The sequence below is a fragment of the Methylobacterium sp. BTF04 genome (genome assembly GCF_010692745.1).
In the GTDB taxonomy this organism is placed as follows: domain Bacteria; phylum Pseudomonadota; class Alphaproteobacteria; order Rhizobiales; family Beijerinckiaceae; genus Methylobacterium.
On the sequence record NZ_JAAHTB010000002.1, the window covers coordinates 135,677 to 151,253 of the forward strand.

The following is a 15,577-nucleotide window of genomic DNA, read 5'->3' on the forward strand; positions in this document are numbered from 1 at the left end:
ACGGATCGGCGGCCTACGCCACCATCAGCGACGCACTGGCGTCGGACGCGCCGGCGGCCAGCACCTCGACACGGTTCCGGCCGCTGCGCTTGGCGAGATAGAGGGCGTCGTCGGCGGCTTTCAGAATGTCGTCAGGGTCGAGTTCCCGACCCGCTTCGGAAGCGCTCATGGCGCCATGCGCCACCGTGATGCCGATGCTGACGGTGATGCGACCGTCATCCGGGAGATCCGGGTGCAGAATCGCCAAGGCAGCCACAGCCTCGCGCAGCGATTCACCGAGATCACGGGCGGCGACGAACGCATCCTCGAGCGCGTCCTGCGGCACCAGGGCGATGAATTCCTCCCCACCATAGCGCGCCACGAGACCGCCACGGACCGCGACGCAGGCGCGGAGCGCGTCCGCGACGGCGATGATGCACCGGTCACCCGCCAGATGCCCGGCGCTGTCGTTGAGACGCTTGAAGAAGTCGATGTCGATCGAGGCAACCGCGAAGCCGGTCCGATCGGCCATCGCCGACGCCCAATGCTGCCGCAGGTGCGCATCGAAGTACCGGCGGTTGGCGATTCCGGTGAGCGCATCGGTCTGCGCCAGAACCGTCAGCCGGGCATTGGCAGCGGCCAGTTCTGCGGATTGCTGGTTCTTCGCCAAATTCAGGAGAAAGCTTTGTTTCAACGCCCGCTCGCGTGTGTAGGCGAGCTTGAGCGGCACCAGAATGAGGCTCGCGACCAAGAGCGGAACACCGGTATTGCCGTGTCCGTTCAGCACGAACCTGATCGCGAAGCCGACATAGAGTGCGAACGAGGCGCCGCAGAACAGTACGGTCTGACGGAAGGACAGCGGCGCAATCATGCCCACCACCAGCGGCACGATGACGGCCAGCACGAGATAGGTGTTGATATGGGGCTCCGGCACGATGCGGGCGCTGTTGAGCACGATCGCCATATCGACAAGTCCCGTGACGATGACGGCGGCAGCCTGGCGCTGTGACGAGGGTTCACCGCGCAGGGCCACGATCGCCGCAAGTGTGATCGGCACGAAAACACCGAGGGTCATCACCAGCGGGACAGTAAAGGCCTCCACGCCGAACAAGTCGAGATCGACCTTCAACGACAGGACATTGACGACAATGAACACCATCAACCACGACTGGATATAGGCGCCGCTTCCGAGATGCACTTGCGCAGAGTACTGCGCCTCGAGGTCGCCGGGCAGTCGCAGAGAGTACCACGGGCGCGGCCGAGCGTACTCGGTTTTATTTAGCATCGGCACAGACTCTGATTCGCTCCCGACGTCGAGAGACTACTTGATGCCACCCTCAACTTGAGTTCCGGTAAATATGCAAGCTCACCGGACGAGAATTGCAGGCACCAGCGGTTTTCGATCCGGTGCCGGGCGACGTTGCATCGTGAGGCTGCTGTGGTAGACCGCCCGCCATGTTGAAGGATCGCGCCCGACTGTATTCCCAGCTCACGCCGCCGTAGCGATCGGTGCGCCGCGCGCCTTTGCGTGCGCTCCCTCTGCCATCGCTTCGCCTTAGCGCTGCGATTCTTTCGGTTCCTCCCTGGCTGCGCCATGCGATCTTGCGCGCGGGGACGACGGACACACACTCTCATGACCTTCAAGACCCTGCGGAGCGAGTGGGCTCCCGACGTCACGCGTGAAATCCTGGCCGGCACGGTGGTCGCCCTGGCGTTGATCCCGGAGGCCATCGCCTTCTCGCTCATTGCCGGGGTCGACCCCAAGGTCGGCCTCTACGCCTCGTTCTGCATCGCGGTGGTCACCGCCTTCGCGGGCGGCCGCCCGGCGATGATCTCGGCCGCCACCGGTGCGATGGCGCTGGTGATGGTCAGCCTCGTGAAGGAGCACGGCCTCGGCTACCTGTTTGCCGCCACCATTCTCACCGGTCTGCTTCAAATCTGTGCGGGCGCCCTGAAGCTCGGCAACCTGATGCGCTTCGTGTCGCGCTCGGTGGTCACCGGATTCGTCAATGCGCTGGCGATCCTGATCTTCCTGGCGCAAATGCCCGAACTGATCGGGCACGGCACCACCGTCTATGTCATGGCGGCTTTCGGGCTCGGGCTGATCTATGGCTTGCCGTACCTGACCAAGGCCGTGCCGTCGCCCCTGGTGACCATCGTGCTCCTCACCGCCGTCTCGATGGCGCTGGGCCTGCCGATCCACACGGTCGGCGACATGGGAGCGCTGCCCACTGAATTGCCCTGGTTCGCCCTGCCGCAAGTGCCCCTCACCGTCGAGACCCTGCGCATCATCCTGCCCTACGCCCTGACGCTGACCATGGTCGGATTGCTGGAGAGCCTGATGACGGCGGCGATCCTCGACGAGATGACCGATACCGGCTCGAACAAGAACCGCGAATGCGCCGGACAGGGGCTCGCCAACGTCACCGCCGGGTTCTTCGGCGGCATGGCCGGCTGCGCGATGATCGGGCAATCGGTTATCAACGTCTCCTCCGGCGGCCGCGGCCGGCTCTCGACCTTGTGGGCCGGTAGCTTCCTGCTGTTCCTGATCGTCGTGCTCGGTCCCTACGTGGCCCGGATTCCGATGGCCGCCCTGGTGGCGGTGATGATCATGGTGTCGATCAACACCTTCCAGTGGAAATCCGTCGGTACGCTGCTGACGCATCCGAAGAGTTCGAGCGTGGTCATGCTCGGCACCGTCGCCGTGGTGGTCGCCACCCACGATCTCGCAAAGGGCGTCGTGTTCGGCGTGGTGCTGAGCGGCCTGTTCTTCGCCCACAAGGTGACGCGGTTCTTCGCCGTGTCGTCCGAGCGCGAGGCAGGGGTGCGAATCTACCGAGTGACGGGGCAGATCTTCTTTGCCACCGCGGAAGCCTTCCACGCGGCGTTCGACTTTCGCGAAGACGATCTGGAACGCCTCGTCGTCGACCTCTCCGCCGCACATTTCTGGGACATCACCGCGGTCAATGCCCTCGACCGCGTGGTGCTGAAGTTTCGCCATCACGGCGTTCCGGTGGAGATCGTCGGCATGAACGAGGCCACGGCCGCGATGGTCTTGCGGCTCGGCACCCATCACAAGGCGGATGCCGGATTGGCGACAGGTCATTGAGGCGGTGACCCGGTCGGCGCATGTGGCCCGGAACCTGCGGTGCCGCGGCATTGATCGAGGACCGTTCCGACCGAGATACCGATAGGCTGACCCGTCCGTCTCCGGAATGGAGTGCGGCTGGGTCGTGTCCGCGCCGGCATCGTGATTTCAAGGCGCGGTGAGCTTCGCGCAACGCGAGGAAGAACAATGACCGAGCTTCATCCCGAGATTGCAGCCGTCACCGCCCGGGTGATCGAACGCTCTCGGCCCTCGCGAAAGGCCTATCTCGACCTGATCGCCCGCGAACGCGATGGCGGCGTCCACCGCCCGATGCTGAATTGCGGCAATCTTGCCCACGGCTTTGCCGCTTCGGGTGAGGACAAGGCGGCGATCCGCTCCGGCCGATCCATGAACATGGCCATCGTCACCGCCTATAACGACATGCTCTCGGCGCATCAGCCCTATGGCCGCTACCCCGAGCAGATGAAGCTGTTCGCCCGCGAAGTCGGCGCCACCGCGCAGGTGGCGGGCGGTGTGCCCGCCATGTGTGACGGCGTCACCCAGGGGCAGCGCGGAATGGAGCTGTCGCTGTTCTCACGCGACACCATCGCGCTCTCCACGGCGGTGGCGCTCAGCCACGGCATGTTCGACGGCGCCGCTCTGCTCGGCATCTGCGACAAGATCGTGCCCGGTCTGCTCATCGGAGCATTGCGCTTCGGCCACCTGCCGATGATCCTGATCCCGGCAGGCCCGATGCCGTCGGGCATCGCCAACAAGGAAAAGCAGCGCGTCCGCCAGCTCTACGCCGAGGGTAAGGTCGGTCGCGAGGAACTGCTCGAATCCGAATCGGCCTCCTATCACGGAGCCGGCACCTGCACCTTCTACGGGACCGCCAATTCCAACCAGATGATGATGGACGTGATGGGGCTGCACATGCCCGGCGCGTCCTTCATCAATCCTGGCACGAAGTTGCGCCAGGCGGTGACCCGCGCCGCGGTCCACCGGCTGTCGGAAATCGGCGCTTCCGGCAACGACTATCGGCCGCTCGGCCTTTGCGTCGACGAGAAGGCCATCGTCAACGCGGTGGTTGGGCTGCTGGCCACCGGCGGTTCCACCAACCACGCGATCCACCTGCCGGCGATCGCGCGGGCGGCGGGCATCGTTCTCGACTGGGCCGATTTCGACCGGCTCTCGGCGGCAGTGCCACAGGTGGCGAAGGTGTATCCCAACGGGTCGGGCGACGTGAACCATTTCCATGCCGCCGGGGGCATGAGCTACGTCATCGCCAGCCTGATCGATGCCGGGCTCTTGCACGACGACATCATGACCGTGGCCGGCACCCGCCTGCGCGACCACGCCCGCGACCCGAAGCTGATCGACGACACCCTGGTGTTCGAAGACGCGCCGGAGAAGTCGCACGACGAAAGCATCCTGCGGGCACCCGCCAATGCCTTCCAGCCGGACGGCGGCATGCGCCTGGTGAAGGGCAATCTCGGCCGCGCGACCTTCAAGACCAGCGCCGTCGAGCCGGCACGCTGGACCATCGAGGCCCCGGCCCGTGTCTTCGACGACCAAGACGACGTGCTGGCCGCGTTCAAGGCGGGCGAGTTGGAGCGTGACGTGGTGGTGGTGGTCCGCTTCCAGGGACCGAAGGCCAACGGCATGCCGGAACTGCACAAGCTCACGCCGCAACTCGGCGTGCTTCAGGATCGCGGGCACAAGGTCGCCCTCGTCACCGATGGCCGCATGTCCGGTGCTTCCGGCAAGGTGCCGGCCGCGATCCATCTCAGCCCCGAGGCGCTCGGCGGTGGCCCGCTGGCGCGGATCCGCGACGGCGACATCGTCCGGCTCAGCGCGGAGGACGGCACCCTGGAGGCCCTTGTCGACGCCGCGGAGTGGGATGCGCGCGAGGAGGCGGTCGCACCGCTCCCCGCCATGGGGACCGGCCGCGAACTCTTCGCCTTCATGCGCAACGGCGCCGACGGCGCGGAGCAGGGCGCCTCCGCTATGCTGGCCGCTGCCGGACTGTAGGACGGCACTGCGCATCCCTCCGCTCGCGGAGCGGAAGACATTCGAGAATCGCAAGCACAGCAGTCAGCCGAGGACCAGACCCATGACCAGTATCGACGCGTTGATGCGCTCCGTTCCCGTCATCCCCGTCCTCGTGGTCGAGGATGCGAGCCACGCCGAAATCATCGCTGAGGCTCTGGTGAGCGGCGGGCTCACGGCGCTCGAAGTCACCCTGCGCACGCCTGCCGCTCTCGACGTGATCCGGGCGATGTCGCGGGTCGAAGGCGCCGTCGTAGGCGCCGGCACGGTTCTGAACGTCCGCGACCTCGATGCGGCCATGGAGGCCGGCGCCAAGTTCATCGTCAGCCCTGGCCTCACCGATCCGTTGACCCGGGCCGCCATCGATCGCGGCATCCCTTATCTGCCGGGCATCGCGAATTCCGCCGACATCATGCGTGGCCTCGATCATGGCCTCGACCGGTTCAAGTTCTTTCCGGCCGAAGCCGCCGGGGGCATCAAGGCCCTCAAGGCATTGGCGGGTCCGTTCGGGCAGGTCCGGTTCTGCCCCACCGGCGGCATCACCGAGGCGACCGCGCCCGACTGGCTCGCCCTCAAGCCGGTTCTCTGTGTCGGTGGAAGCTGGGTCGTGCCGGCCGGTGTCCCGCAAGCCGATGCCATCCGGCGATCGGCCGAAGCCGCGATACGACTGCGGCCCGCCTGACACGGCGTGACGTTCATACCCTCAAGGCATTCCCGATCGATCGGAAACGGAGGCACGCACAGCGTCCTGCCCGGCACCCGAGTGGGCGCCGAATTCCGACAGTTCGAAGAGAGAGTGGGAGTTCTACCCAATCTCCAATACGGCGCTTGCGTGAGCACGGAAAAGCGGTAGCTTTCATCCCAATACGCTGCATCGCCGTAAAAGACTCTGCTGATATTGGCAGGGTCTCCTGAAAATGTGTGGTCGATCGAAGATCACGCATGCGCGGCTCGGCGGATGGCACATGTCGTGCACAGACTTGTTCCGATCAGCCGCGTGACATGCCTCTGGGCGCACCGGTGAGGAGATTCCGATGCAGTCCAAGCTCACCACCTATATCTTTATCGGCATGCTGCTCGGGATCGCCGTCGGCTACCTCTGTAATATCACCTGGCCCGATCCGCAGACCTCGAAAGAGATCTCCGGGTACATCGCCCTGATCAGCGACGTGTTCCTGCGCCTGATCAAGATGATCATCGCACCGTTGGTCTTCTCCACCCTCGTCGTCGGCATCGCCCATATGGGCGACACCGCCTCGGTCGGTCGCGTCGGCGGCAAGGCGATGCTGTGGTTCGTCGGCGCCTCGCTGTGCTCGCTGCTGCTCGGCTTGGTGATGGTCAACATCCTGCGCCCCGGCGACAACCTCAACCTGCCGCTGCCCGATGCCGGTGCCACCACCAACCTGAAGGCCGCCTCGCTCTCGCTCAAGGAGTTCGTCACCCACCTCGTACCCAAGAGCCCGGTGGAGGCGATGGCCAACAACGAGATCCTGCAGATCGTCGTGTTCTCGGTGTTCTTCGGTGTGGGCATCGCCGCACTCGGCGAAAAGGGCAAACTCCTCGCCCAGGGCATCGAAGGCTTGGCCGACGTGATGCTCAAGATCACCGGCTACGTCATGGGCTTCGCGCCGGTGGCGGTGTTCGCGGCCATCGCGGCGACGATCACCACGCAAGGCATCGGCGTGCTCGTCACCTACGGGAAGTTCATGCTGGAATTCTACTTCAGCCTGGGCATGCTGTGGTGCCTACTCGCCTTCGCGGGGTTCCTCCTGGTCGGCAACCACATGAAGCGCCTCCTCAACCTCATCAAGGAGCCGTTCCTGCTCGCCTTCTCCACCGCCTCGAGCGAGGCGGCCTACCCCAAGACCCTGTCGAACCTCGAAGAGTTCGGCGTGCCCAACAAGATCACCTCGTTCGTCCTGCCGATGGGGTATTCGTTCAATCTCGACGGCTCGATGATGTACTGCACCTTCGCGGTGATGTTCATCGCCCAGGCCTACAACATCCCGCTGACGCTGGGTCAGCAGCTGACCATGCTGCTCCTACTGATGGTGACCTCGAAGGGCATGGCCGGCGTGCCGCGCGCCTCGCTGGTGGTGATCTCGGCCACGCTCTCGACCTTCCATATCCCGGAAGCCGGCCTGCTGCTCATCATCGGCATCGACCAGTTTCTCGACATGGGTCGCTCGGCCACCAACGTCCTCGGCAACAGCGTCGCCACGGTGGCGGTGGCGAAATGGGAGGGCCAGCTCTCCCTCAGCGACCAGCGCATCGACCGCGATGTGAGCCCGGTGCCGGCCGAGTAGCGGCCAGTCCCAGGACAGAACGTGGCGACGGGTTCACAGGGTCGAGGTCGGGCATGCGCGTAAACGGTATCATCGCAGGCTGTCTCGGAGCCTTGCTTCTGGCTGCACCGGCCTCCGCCCTGGACGTGCTCACCGGCACGCTCAAGAAGATCAGCGACACCGGCACGGTGACGCTGGGATATCGCGAAAGCGCGGTGCCGTTCTCGTTCAAGGACGGCACCGGGCAGCCGATCGGCTACGCGATGGACCTCTGCCTCGACGTGGTCGACGACATCGGTAAGGAGCTCGGGCGAACGAACCTTGCGGTGCGCTATGAGCCGATCCAGTCCGAGGATCGTATTCCCGCCGTGACCTCCGGTCGGATCGACCTCGAATGCGGCTCGACCACGGCCAATGCGGAACGGCGCAAGCTCGTGGCCTTCTCTCCGGTGACCTATTTCAGCGCGACAAAGCTTCTCGTCCGGCGTGGTTCTCCGATCGCGTCTTACCGCGACCTCGGCGGCCACACCGTAGCGGTCACCGCCGGGACCACCAACGAGACGGTGCTGCGCGCCCTCGTCGCGCGACTCGCCATCGCGACCACCATCGTCACCGGCAAGGATCATGCGGAATCCTTCGCCATGATCCGAGACGGGCGTGCCGATGCCCTCGGCTCGGACGATGTGCTGCTCTACGGTATGATCGCCAATGCCGGGTCGGACGGCGCAGCCTTCACCGTGCTGCCGGACAAGCTCTCGTTCGAACCCTACGGCTTGATGTTCCGCAAGGACGATCCGCAATTCGCCACGCTGGTGTCGACCACCTTCGAGCGGCTGGCCGAGTCGCGCGAGCTACGATGGATCTACGAGCGCTGGTTCCTCAAGCGTCTTCCCAACGGCGAGCGCCTGAACGTGCCGATGTCGGACGAGCTGCGGACGAATTTCCAGGTGATCGGTCTTCAGGACTGACTCTCAGGCCGACCCTCGCCAAGACCGAAGGACCATCATTCATGGCGATGGACACGCATGCCGAGGCTTCCTCGGAGCCGGCCGAGCCCCTCGCGGTCGCGACGGTCCGCACCGTCGAAATCGAGGGCGCGCGCACTCGCACCGAACACGACCTCCTCGGCTATGGCGAAGTGCCCGCGGACGCCTATTGGGGCATCCACACCAAGCGGGCTGTTGAGAATTTCCCCATCACCGGTGTGCCGGTGGGCCATTTCCCGGAATTCGTCCGCGCTCTCGCGCTGGTGAAGCAGGCGGCCGCGCGCGCCAACAAGCGGCTCGGCTATCTCAGTGCGGTGAAAGCCGACGCCATCGACCGGGCCTGCACCCGCATCGCCACCGAACCGCACTTTGCCGAATCTTTCGTCGTCGACGCGATCCAGGGCGGGGCCGGCACCTCCACCAACATGAATGCCAACGAGGTCATCGCCAACGTCGCGCTGGAAGCGATGGGCGAGGCGCACGGCCACTACGCCGCGCTGCATCCCAACGACGACGTCAACATGGCTCAGTCGACCAACGACGCCTATCCGACGGCGTTGCGCCTCGCGGTGATCTTCGCGACCCAGCCGCTGATCCGCGCCCTCGACGACCTCGCCTACGCCTTCAAGGGCAAGGCCGTGGAATTCGCCGACGTTCTGAAGATGGGCCGCACCCAGCTGATGGATGCGGTGCCGATGACGCTCGGCCAGGAGTTCGACGGCTTCCACGCCACCATCAAGGAAGACGTCGCTCGCCTCTCGGAGATCGTCGGCCTGTTTCGCGAGGTCAATCTCGGAGCCACCGCCATCGGAACCGGCATCAACGCCGATCCGCGCTACGCCGCGCTTGCTGTGGAGGAACTCTCGCGCAGCGCCGGACAGCACATGGTGCTGGCCTCGAACCTGATCGAGGCGACGTCGGATCTCGGCGCCTTCGTGCTGTTTTCCGGCGTGCTCAAGCGCGTGGCCGTGAAGCTCTCGAAGATCTGCAACGACCTGCGCCTCCTGTCCTCCGGTCCGCGCACCGGCTTTGGCGAAATCCGGCTGCCCGCGGTGCAGGCGGGTTCGTCGATCATGCCCGGGAAGGTCAATCCGGTGATTCCGGAGGTCGTCAACCAAGTCGCCTACATGGTCATCGGCCATGATCTGACGATCACCCTTTGCGCCGAGGGCGGGCAGTTGCAGCTCAACGCGTTCGAACCGACCATAGGCTATTGTACCTTGAGTTCCCTGCGCATGCTGACGGCCGGCGTCGACACGCTGACCAAGCGCTGCATCGAGGGTATCGAGGCGGATCGCGAGCGGTGCCGCAGCTTGGTCCACGGCTCGATCGGCCTCGTCACCGCACTGGTGCCGGCGCTCGGCTACGAGGCCTGTTCCCGCGTCGCCCAACGGGCGCTGGCCGAGAATCGCCCGGTCGCCGACGTGGTGCTGGAAGAAGGCCTGCTGACCGCGAGCCAACTCGATTCTTTGCTCGAACTCGAGGCGATGACGCGGCCGTCGCGGGTGCGCCCCGCCGGCTCGGCGATCTGACCGCGCCGTCACGTCCGATTCGCAAGCGGACGTTGAAACCCGTGCCGGCTGCACCCAAACTCAGGCCGATCGGCTAATATCGAAGGTGAGCGCCGGCCGTCGCCGATCCGGCCGGGTCACGGCCGGGCGGTGCTCCGGGAATAATCCCTGCCGCGGCCAAGAAATTCGCCGAATGGCGCGCAAATGCTGTTTTCCAAGCGGAAACTGTATTCATTTGGACAAAATTCGGGCTTTGCGCGCCTTGGGCGCGGGTCGGATACCTCGGCTTACGGCCGAAAACATGGGCTTGCGACAACCACTTAGCCGCCTGCGGAACGTTGCAATGCCGCAACAGCATTTGGGAACGTCCAAGACCATCACGATTCCGAGTTGCTCCACGGAACTCACTCGCACAGAGTGATTTGGCGCTGGTCCACCATCGGTGCGCCACACTGATTTCCAGCGAAAAACGCTCGGTCTTTCAAAAATAAGAACGTCGCGCAGTGGGTCTTCGGACGCCTTTGTAAGCAGTCGTTCGTCCCTCGGGTCTCGAAGCTTTTGGAGATATCAATGAAGCTCTTGAAGAGCTCGCTTCTCGGCACCGCTGCTGGCTTTGCCGCAGTCGCCGGAGCACACGCAGCCGATCTTCCGATGAAGAAGGCTGTTCCGATCGAGTACGTGCGCGTCTGCTCGGCCTACGGCGCAGGCTTCTTCTACATCCCGGGCACCGATACCTGCATCCGTCTGTCGGGCCGCGCCCGCCTCGACATCGGCTACCAGCCGACCTCGGCCCGCAGCAGCCAGGGCAGCCAGGGCGACACCACCGGCTATATCGGCCTCGCCCGCATCAACGTCGATGCCCGCACCCAGACTGCCTACGGCACCCTGCGCGCCTTCGTCCGTCTCCAGTTCGCCAACCGCACCAGCGCCACCGGCGGCCTCCGCTCCGGCACCCAGGAGCGCATCGGCAACGCCTTCGGCGCCACCGGCCAGGATCAGCTCGGTCGCGACCAGCAATTCATGAACACCGACAAGGCGTTCATCCAGTTCGCAGGCCTCACCGCCGGTCGCGCCTCCTCGTTCTTCGACTTCTACGCTCACGACTTCGAGTTCGCCGGTGCCACCGCCAACTCGGACGTCCAGTCCACCAACCTGCTCGCCTACACCACAAAGCTCGGCGGCGACGGTTTCTCGGCGACGCTGTCGCTGGAAGATCCGACCTTCCGTCGCAACAGCATCTACTCGCAAGAGACGTCGGCCGCCTTCACGCCTTCGCGCGTGCTGATCAGCACCAACGCGCTCGGTCTGCCGTCGTTTGGCACCGTGGACGTGGTCGAGCGTAACCGCATGCCCGACTTCGTCGGCGTTCTGCGCTACGACGCCGCTTGGGGTTCCGCTCAGTTGTCCGGCGCCGTCAAGGAGCTGAACACCAGCAACGTCATCGGCAGCCCGGTCGTTCTCGGCGCCGTTGGCCAGTATGGTGCCAACCTCGCCGGCGGCACCGTCGGTGCTTCCAGCGATTACGGCTGGGCCGTACAGGGCGGCGTGAAGATCAACATGCCGTTCATCGCCCCCGGCGACACCCTCTACCTCCAGGGCGCCTATGGCGAGGGCGCAACCGTCTACACCGGCTATTCCTCGTACAATGGCACCTATGCCTCGCGCGCCAGCACCATCAACGGTGCTGCGTTCGACCCCTATATGGCTGACGCGACGCTGAACCCGCTGACCGGCAAGATCCAGCTCTCCACCAGCTTCACGGCCGTGGCATCCTTCCTCCATTACTGGTCGCCCGAGTGGCGTTCGGCCGTGTTCGGCAGCTACGGTGAAGTGTCCTTCGCCAACGGTGCCCGCGTTGCTAACGCCCAGGCTTACGGTGCTCAGAGCACCCTGGCCGTCAACTCCAACCAGTTCATCGGCGCCCCGGGCACCCGCTCGTTCGCTCTGAGCCCGGTTCTGCGCGACAACTACCAGTTCGTCGTCGGCAGCAGCCTGATCTGGTCGCCGGTCAAGGATCTCGATATCGGTGTCGAGGGCTTCTACACCAAGGTCGGCGTGCAGAACGGTCGTGTGGTCGATCAGTACAGCAACGGCGTCGTGAACGTCGCTGCCGTCAATGCCGGCGCCGCTGTCCGTACCGTGACCTCGGCCGACACCTACCAGGTCCGCATGCGCGTCCAGCGCGACTTCTAAGTCGCTCTCACCTTCCTTCGAAACCCGTCAATCTGGCCCGGCTGCAAAGCCGGGCCTTTTTGTTTTGGCCCGACTGCTCGAAAGCAGGCTTTTGTTCGAGAATACGTCTTGGCGGGGCACTCCATCTCAACGCGGCATGGATTGTGCCTTACAAAGTAGCTGTGACCGTCAGGGATGACGGCCAAATCAGCGATTGCAGCCGGGTCGCCCGCTGCTAGATTGCCTCATGATCAACGACCGCCGCGCCGGTGGTCGCTTCCAGGAGCCACCCTGCAGATGCGTTTGAGTCAGATGAGATCCGCTGCTTCGTCGGCGGTACTTGCCTTTGCACTGTCCGCACTCACCGTCGGTTCCGTTCAGGCCGAGGAGCTGACCGGGACCTTGAAGAAGATTAAGGAAACCGGACAGATCACCATCGGATACCGCGATGCGTCCGTGCCGTTCTCCTATCTCGACAACGACCAGAAGCCGGTCGGCTATGCCTTCGACATCTGCCAGAAGATCGCCGAGGCGGTGAAGACCAGCCTCAAGCTTCCCAACATCGAGGTGAAGCTGAACCCGGTGACCTCGGCCACCCGCATTCCGCTCATCGCCAACGGCACGATCGACCTCGAATGTGGGTCCACCACCAACAACGCCGACCGCCAGAAGCAGGTCGCCTTCACCAACACCCACTTCCTCACTGCCACCCGCTATGTGGCGAAGAAGTCGGCCAAGCTGAACACGATCGAGGATCTAAAGGGCAAGACCGTGGTCTCGACCTCGGGCACCACCAACATCCGGCAGATCAATGAGGCCAATACCGCCCGCAGTCTCGGCTTGACGATCCTGCCGGCCAAGGACCATGCAGAAGCATTCCTGATGGTCGAGACCGGCCGCGCCGTCGCCTTCGTGATGGATGACGTGCTGCTCGCCTCCCTCGCCGCCGGCTCCAAGGAGCCCACCGCCTACGCAATCTCCACCGAAGCCCTGTCGAAGCCCGAGCCGTACGGCATCATGCTGCGCAAGGACGACGCCCCGTTCAAGGCGGTGGTGGATGAGGCGACGGCCAAGCTCTACAAGAGCGCGGACGGCAAGGTGCTCTACGACAAGTGGTTCACCAAGCCGATCCCGCCGCGCGGCATCAACCTCATGCTGCCGATGAGCGAAGCGATGGTGAAGACCTTCGCCAATCCGAGCGACAGCGCCGATCCGGCAGCCTACTGAGCCGCGATTCCGGGAACGACGCCTCGCCAGGACAGACCATCGACCATGAACTATAACTGGAATTGGGGCATTTTCTTCGAGCCTTCCCCAGAAGGTGTCGGCACTTATGCCGACATGCTTCTGTCGGGGCTCGGATGGACGCTGGCCACGGCCTTGTGCTCGTGGATCATCGCCTTCTCGCTCGGCTCCCTCATCGGGGTGATGCGAACCATGCCGAGTCCGGTGGCCCAGGCCGTCGGGACCAGCTACGTCGAGTTGTTCCGGAACATCCCGCTGCTGGTCCAGATGTTCCTGTGGTTCTACGTGCTGCCGGAAATGGTGCCCGAGGTCATCGGCACCTGGCTCAAGCAGCTGCCGAACGCATCGTTCTATACGGCGGTGATCTGCCTCGGCTTCTTCACGGCTTCCCGTGTCGCCGAACAGGTCCGTGCCGGTATCCAGTCGCTTCCGCGCGGCCAACGCGCGGCAGCGATCGCGCTCGGTCTCAACACCTGGCAGACCTACCGGTACGTGCTCCTGCCGATCGCCTATCGGGTGATCCTGCCGCCGATGACCTCCGAGTTCCTGAACAACCTCAAGAACACCTCGGTCGCCCTCACCATCGGCCTGCTCGAACTCACCGCACGGGCGCGGTCGATGCAGGAATTCTCCTCGCAGGTCTTCGAGTCGTTCACGGCGGCGACGATCATCTACCTTCTCATCAGCCTCACCGTGGTGATGCTCGCCGGTGCTCTCGAGCGTCGCGTAGCAGTGCCGGGCTCGCGCTGACGCTGTTCGGATCGGATCGGATGTTCGGGGATTTCGACTACAAGGTCATTCTGGCCTCGCTGCCCTACCTGTTCGGTACGGGCATGGTGTTCACCGTCACGCTCACCGCGCTCGCCGCGTCAGGCGGAATCGTCCTCGGCACGATCATCGCGATGATGCGCCTGTCGGGCGTGGCATTCCTGGTGCCGATCGCCCGTATCTACGTCGACTTCATGCGGTCACTGCCGCTGGTGCTGGTGATCTTCTGGTTCTACTTCCTGGTGCCTTATATCGGCCAGTGGATCACCGGAGCGTCGCGGCCGATCTCGGTGGGCGCTTTCACATCGGCGCTGATCACTTTCACGCTGTTCGAGGCGGCGTTCTTCTCCGAGATCATGCGCGCCGGCATCCAGTCCATCCCCCGCGGACAGACTTCGGCCGCCCAGGCGCTCGGCCTGAACTACGTGCAGACGATGAAGTCGGTCATCCTGCCCCAGGCGTTCCGCAACATGTTGCCGCTCCTGCTGACGCAGACCATCGTGCTGTTCCAGGATACCTCGCTGGTCTACGTGATCTCGCTCACCGACTTCATGGGCGCCGCCTCGAAGGTGGCCCAGCGTGACGGCCGACTGGTCGAGATGTATATCTTCGCCGCGCTGGTCTACCTCGCGATCTGCTTCTCCGCTTCGTTCCTCGTACGCAGGCTTCAGCGCCGCGTCGCCATCATCCGCTGACCGAGTAGGATCCGTCATGTCTCCATCCGGTCAGCAGGCGAGTGGAAGTCCGATGATCGCCATCGACGGCGTCGGCAAGTGGTATGGACCGGTTCAGGTTCTCAAGGGTTGCACCACCCAGGTCTCCAAGGGCGAGGTCGTCGTCGTCTGCGGCCCGTCCGGGTCCGGTAAGTCGACGCTGATTAAGACCGTGAACGCCCTGGAGCCGTTCCAGGAGGGCGCGATCTCGGTGGATGGCATCGCCCTCAAGGACAAGCGTACCGATCTGCCCAAGCTGCGCGCGCGGGTCGGAATGGTGTTCCAGCATTTCGAGCTGTTCCCGCATCTCTCCATCACCGACAACCTCACCCTGGCGCAGTGCAAGGTGCTCAAGCGCCCGCGTGAGGAGGCCAGGACCCGCGGTCTGAAGCTGCTCGAGCGCGTCGGTCTCTCGGCCCACGCCCAGAAATTTCCGGGTCAGCTCTCCGGTGGTCAACAGCAGCGCGTCGCCATCGCCCGTGCCCTGTCGATGGACCCGATCGTCATGCTGTTCGACGAGCCGACTTCGGCCCTCGACCCCGAGATGGTCGGCGAGGTGCTGGACGTCATGGTCCAGCTCGCCCGCGAAGGCATGACGATGATGTGCGTGACCCACGAGATGGGCTTTGCCCGCAAGGTCGCGAATCGGGTGATTTTCATGGATCGCGGCGAGATCGTCGAGGATGCGCAGAAGGAAGAGTTCTTCGGCCAGCCGCGCAGCCCGCGCGCGCAGCAATTCCTGTCGAAGATCCTCGCCCACTGATATCGGGCCTCACTGAAC

12 protein-coding genes are annotated in these 15,577 nt (G+C 64.4%); 11 read left to right on the forward strand and 1 reads right to left on the reverse strand.

What is annotated here, in order from left to right; all coding sequences use genetic code 11:
• Window positions 1-13: 13 nt before the first annotated feature.
• The gene (locus tag G3T14_RS02125; protein WP_163639542.1) at window positions 14-1,264 is read right to left on the reverse strand and encodes a GGDEF domain-containing protein; all 1,251 of its coding nucleotides are present in this window, start codon (window positions 1,262-1,264) and stop codon (window positions 14-16) included.
• Between the two features lie 348 nt (window positions 1,265-1,612).
• Between G3T14_RS02125 and G3T14_RS02130 the strand changes: the two genes are divergently transcribed.
• The 11 genes from G3T14_RS02130 (at window position 1,613) to G3T14_RS02180 (ending at window position 15,559) form a co-directional block, all read left to right on the forward strand.
• A complete protein-coding gene (locus G3T14_RS02130; protein ID WP_163639544.1) occupies window positions 1,613-3,088 on the forward strand; it encodes a SulP family inorganic anion transporter in 1,476 nt (491 codons plus the stop codon).
• Window positions 3,089-3,274: 186 nt separating this feature from the next.
• Complete coding sequence (gene edd / locus G3T14_RS02135; protein WP_163639546.1) at window positions 3,275-5,098, forward strand: phosphogluconate dehydratase; 1,824 nt, start codon at window positions 3,275-3,277, stop codon at window positions 5,096-5,098.
• An 82-nt stretch (window positions 5,099-5,180) separates the two neighbouring features.
• Window positions 5,181-5,798 (forward strand): bifunctional 4-hydroxy-2-oxoglutarate aldolase/2-dehydro-3-deoxy-phosphogluconate aldolase, encoded by a 618-nt coding sequence (gene eda / locus G3T14_RS02140; protein WP_163639548.1) that lies wholly within the window; start codon window positions 5,181-5,183, stop codon window positions 5,796-5,798.
• A gap of 352 nt (window positions 5,799-6,150) precedes the next feature.
• Window positions 6,151-7,422, forward strand: a complete 1,272-nt coding sequence (locus G3T14_RS02145; protein ID WP_163639550.1) for a dicarboxylate/amino acid:cation symporter — start codon at window positions 6,151-6,153, stop codon at window positions 7,420-7,422.
• A 53-nt stretch (window positions 7,423-7,475) separates the two neighbouring features.
• A complete protein-coding gene (locus G3T14_RS02150) occupies window positions 7,476-8,369 on the forward strand; it encodes an amino acid ABC transporter substrate-binding protein (protein ID WP_163639552.1) in 894 nt (297 codons plus the stop codon).
• Between the two features lie 41 nt (window positions 8,370-8,410).
• Window positions 8,411-9,919 (forward strand): aspartate ammonia-lyase, encoded by a 1,509-nt coding sequence (locus tag G3T14_RS02155; RefSeq protein ID WP_246732860.1) that lies wholly within the window; start codon window positions 8,411-8,413, stop codon window positions 9,917-9,919.
• A gap of 549 nt (window positions 9,920-10,468) precedes the next feature.
• Entirely contained in the window at window positions 10,469-12,091 is a 1,623-nt protein-coding gene (locus tag G3T14_RS02160; RefSeq protein ID WP_163639554.1) for a porin, read from the forward strand.
• 276 nt (window positions 12,092-12,367) lie between these two features.
• Window positions 12,368-13,297: an amino acid ABC transporter substrate-binding protein gene (locus tag G3T14_RS02165; RefSeq protein ID WP_204262573.1), complete on the forward strand. Its 930-nt coding sequence runs from the start codon at window positions 12,368-12,370 to the stop codon at window positions 13,295-13,297.
• A 45-nt stretch (window positions 13,298-13,342) separates the two neighbouring features.
• Window positions 13,343-14,065: an amino acid ABC transporter permease gene (locus G3T14_RS02170; RefSeq protein ID WP_163639556.1), complete on the forward strand. Its 723-nt coding sequence runs from the start codon at window positions 13,343-13,345 to the stop codon at window positions 14,063-14,065.
• A 20-nt stretch (window positions 14,066-14,085) separates the two neighbouring features.
• Window positions 14,086-14,778: an ABC transporter permease subunit gene (locus G3T14_RS02175; RefSeq protein WP_163639558.1), complete on the forward strand. Its 693-nt coding sequence runs from the start codon at window positions 14,086-14,088 to the stop codon at window positions 14,776-14,778.
• Window positions 14,779-14,830: 52 nt separating this feature from the next.
• Window positions 14,831-15,559 (forward strand): amino acid ABC transporter ATP-binding protein, encoded by a 729-nt coding sequence (locus G3T14_RS02180; RefSeq protein ID WP_163639755.1) that lies wholly within the window; start codon window positions 14,831-14,833, stop codon window positions 15,557-15,559.
• Window positions 15,560-15,577: the final 18 nt, after the last annotated feature.

Coding starts and splice junctions, on each gene's coding strand:
- G3T14_RS02160 (WP_163639554.1), top strand. CDS start 10,469: ATGAAGCTCTTGAAGAGCTCGCTTCTCGGCACCGCTGCTGGCTTTGCC.
- G3T14_RS02155 (WP_246732860.1), top strand. CDS start 8,411: ATGGCGATGGACACGCATGCCGAGGCTTCCTCGGAGCCGGCCGAGCCC.
- eda (WP_163639548.1), top strand. CDS start 5,181: ATGACCAGTATCGACGCGTTGATGCGCTCCGTTCCCGTCATCCCCGTC.
- G3T14_RS02170 (WP_163639556.1), top strand. CDS start 13,343: ATGAACTATAACTGGAATTGGGGCATTTTCTTCGAGCCTTCCCCAGAA.
- G3T14_RS02180 (WP_163639755.1), top strand. CDS start 14,831: ATGATCGCCATCGACGGCGTCGGCAAGTGGTATGGACCGGTTCAGGTT.
- edd (WP_163639546.1), top strand. CDS start 3,275: ATGACCGAGCTTCATCCCGAGATTGCAGCCGTCACCGCCCGGGTGATC.
- G3T14_RS02145 (WP_163639550.1), top strand. CDS start 6,151: ATGCAGTCCAAGCTCACCACCTATATCTTTATCGGCATGCTGCTCGGG.
- G3T14_RS02150 (WP_163639552.1), top strand. CDS start 7,476: ATGCGCGTAAACGGTATCATCGCAGGCTGTCTCGGAGCCTTGCTTCTG.
- G3T14_RS02165 (WP_204262573.1), top strand. CDS start 12,368: ATGCGTTTGAGTCAGATGAGATCCGCTGCTTCGTCGGCGGTACTTGCC.
- G3T14_RS02125 (WP_163639542.1), bottom strand. CDS start 1,264: ATGCTAAATAAAACCGAGTACGCTCGGCCGCGCCCGTGGTACTCTCTG.
- G3T14_RS02130 (WP_163639544.1), top strand. CDS start 1,613: ATGACCTTCAAGACCCTGCGGAGCGAGTGGGCTCCCGACGTCACGCGT.
- G3T14_RS02175 (WP_163639558.1), top strand. CDS start 14,086: ATGTTCGGGGATTTCGACTACAAGGTCATTCTGGCCTCGCTGCCCTAC.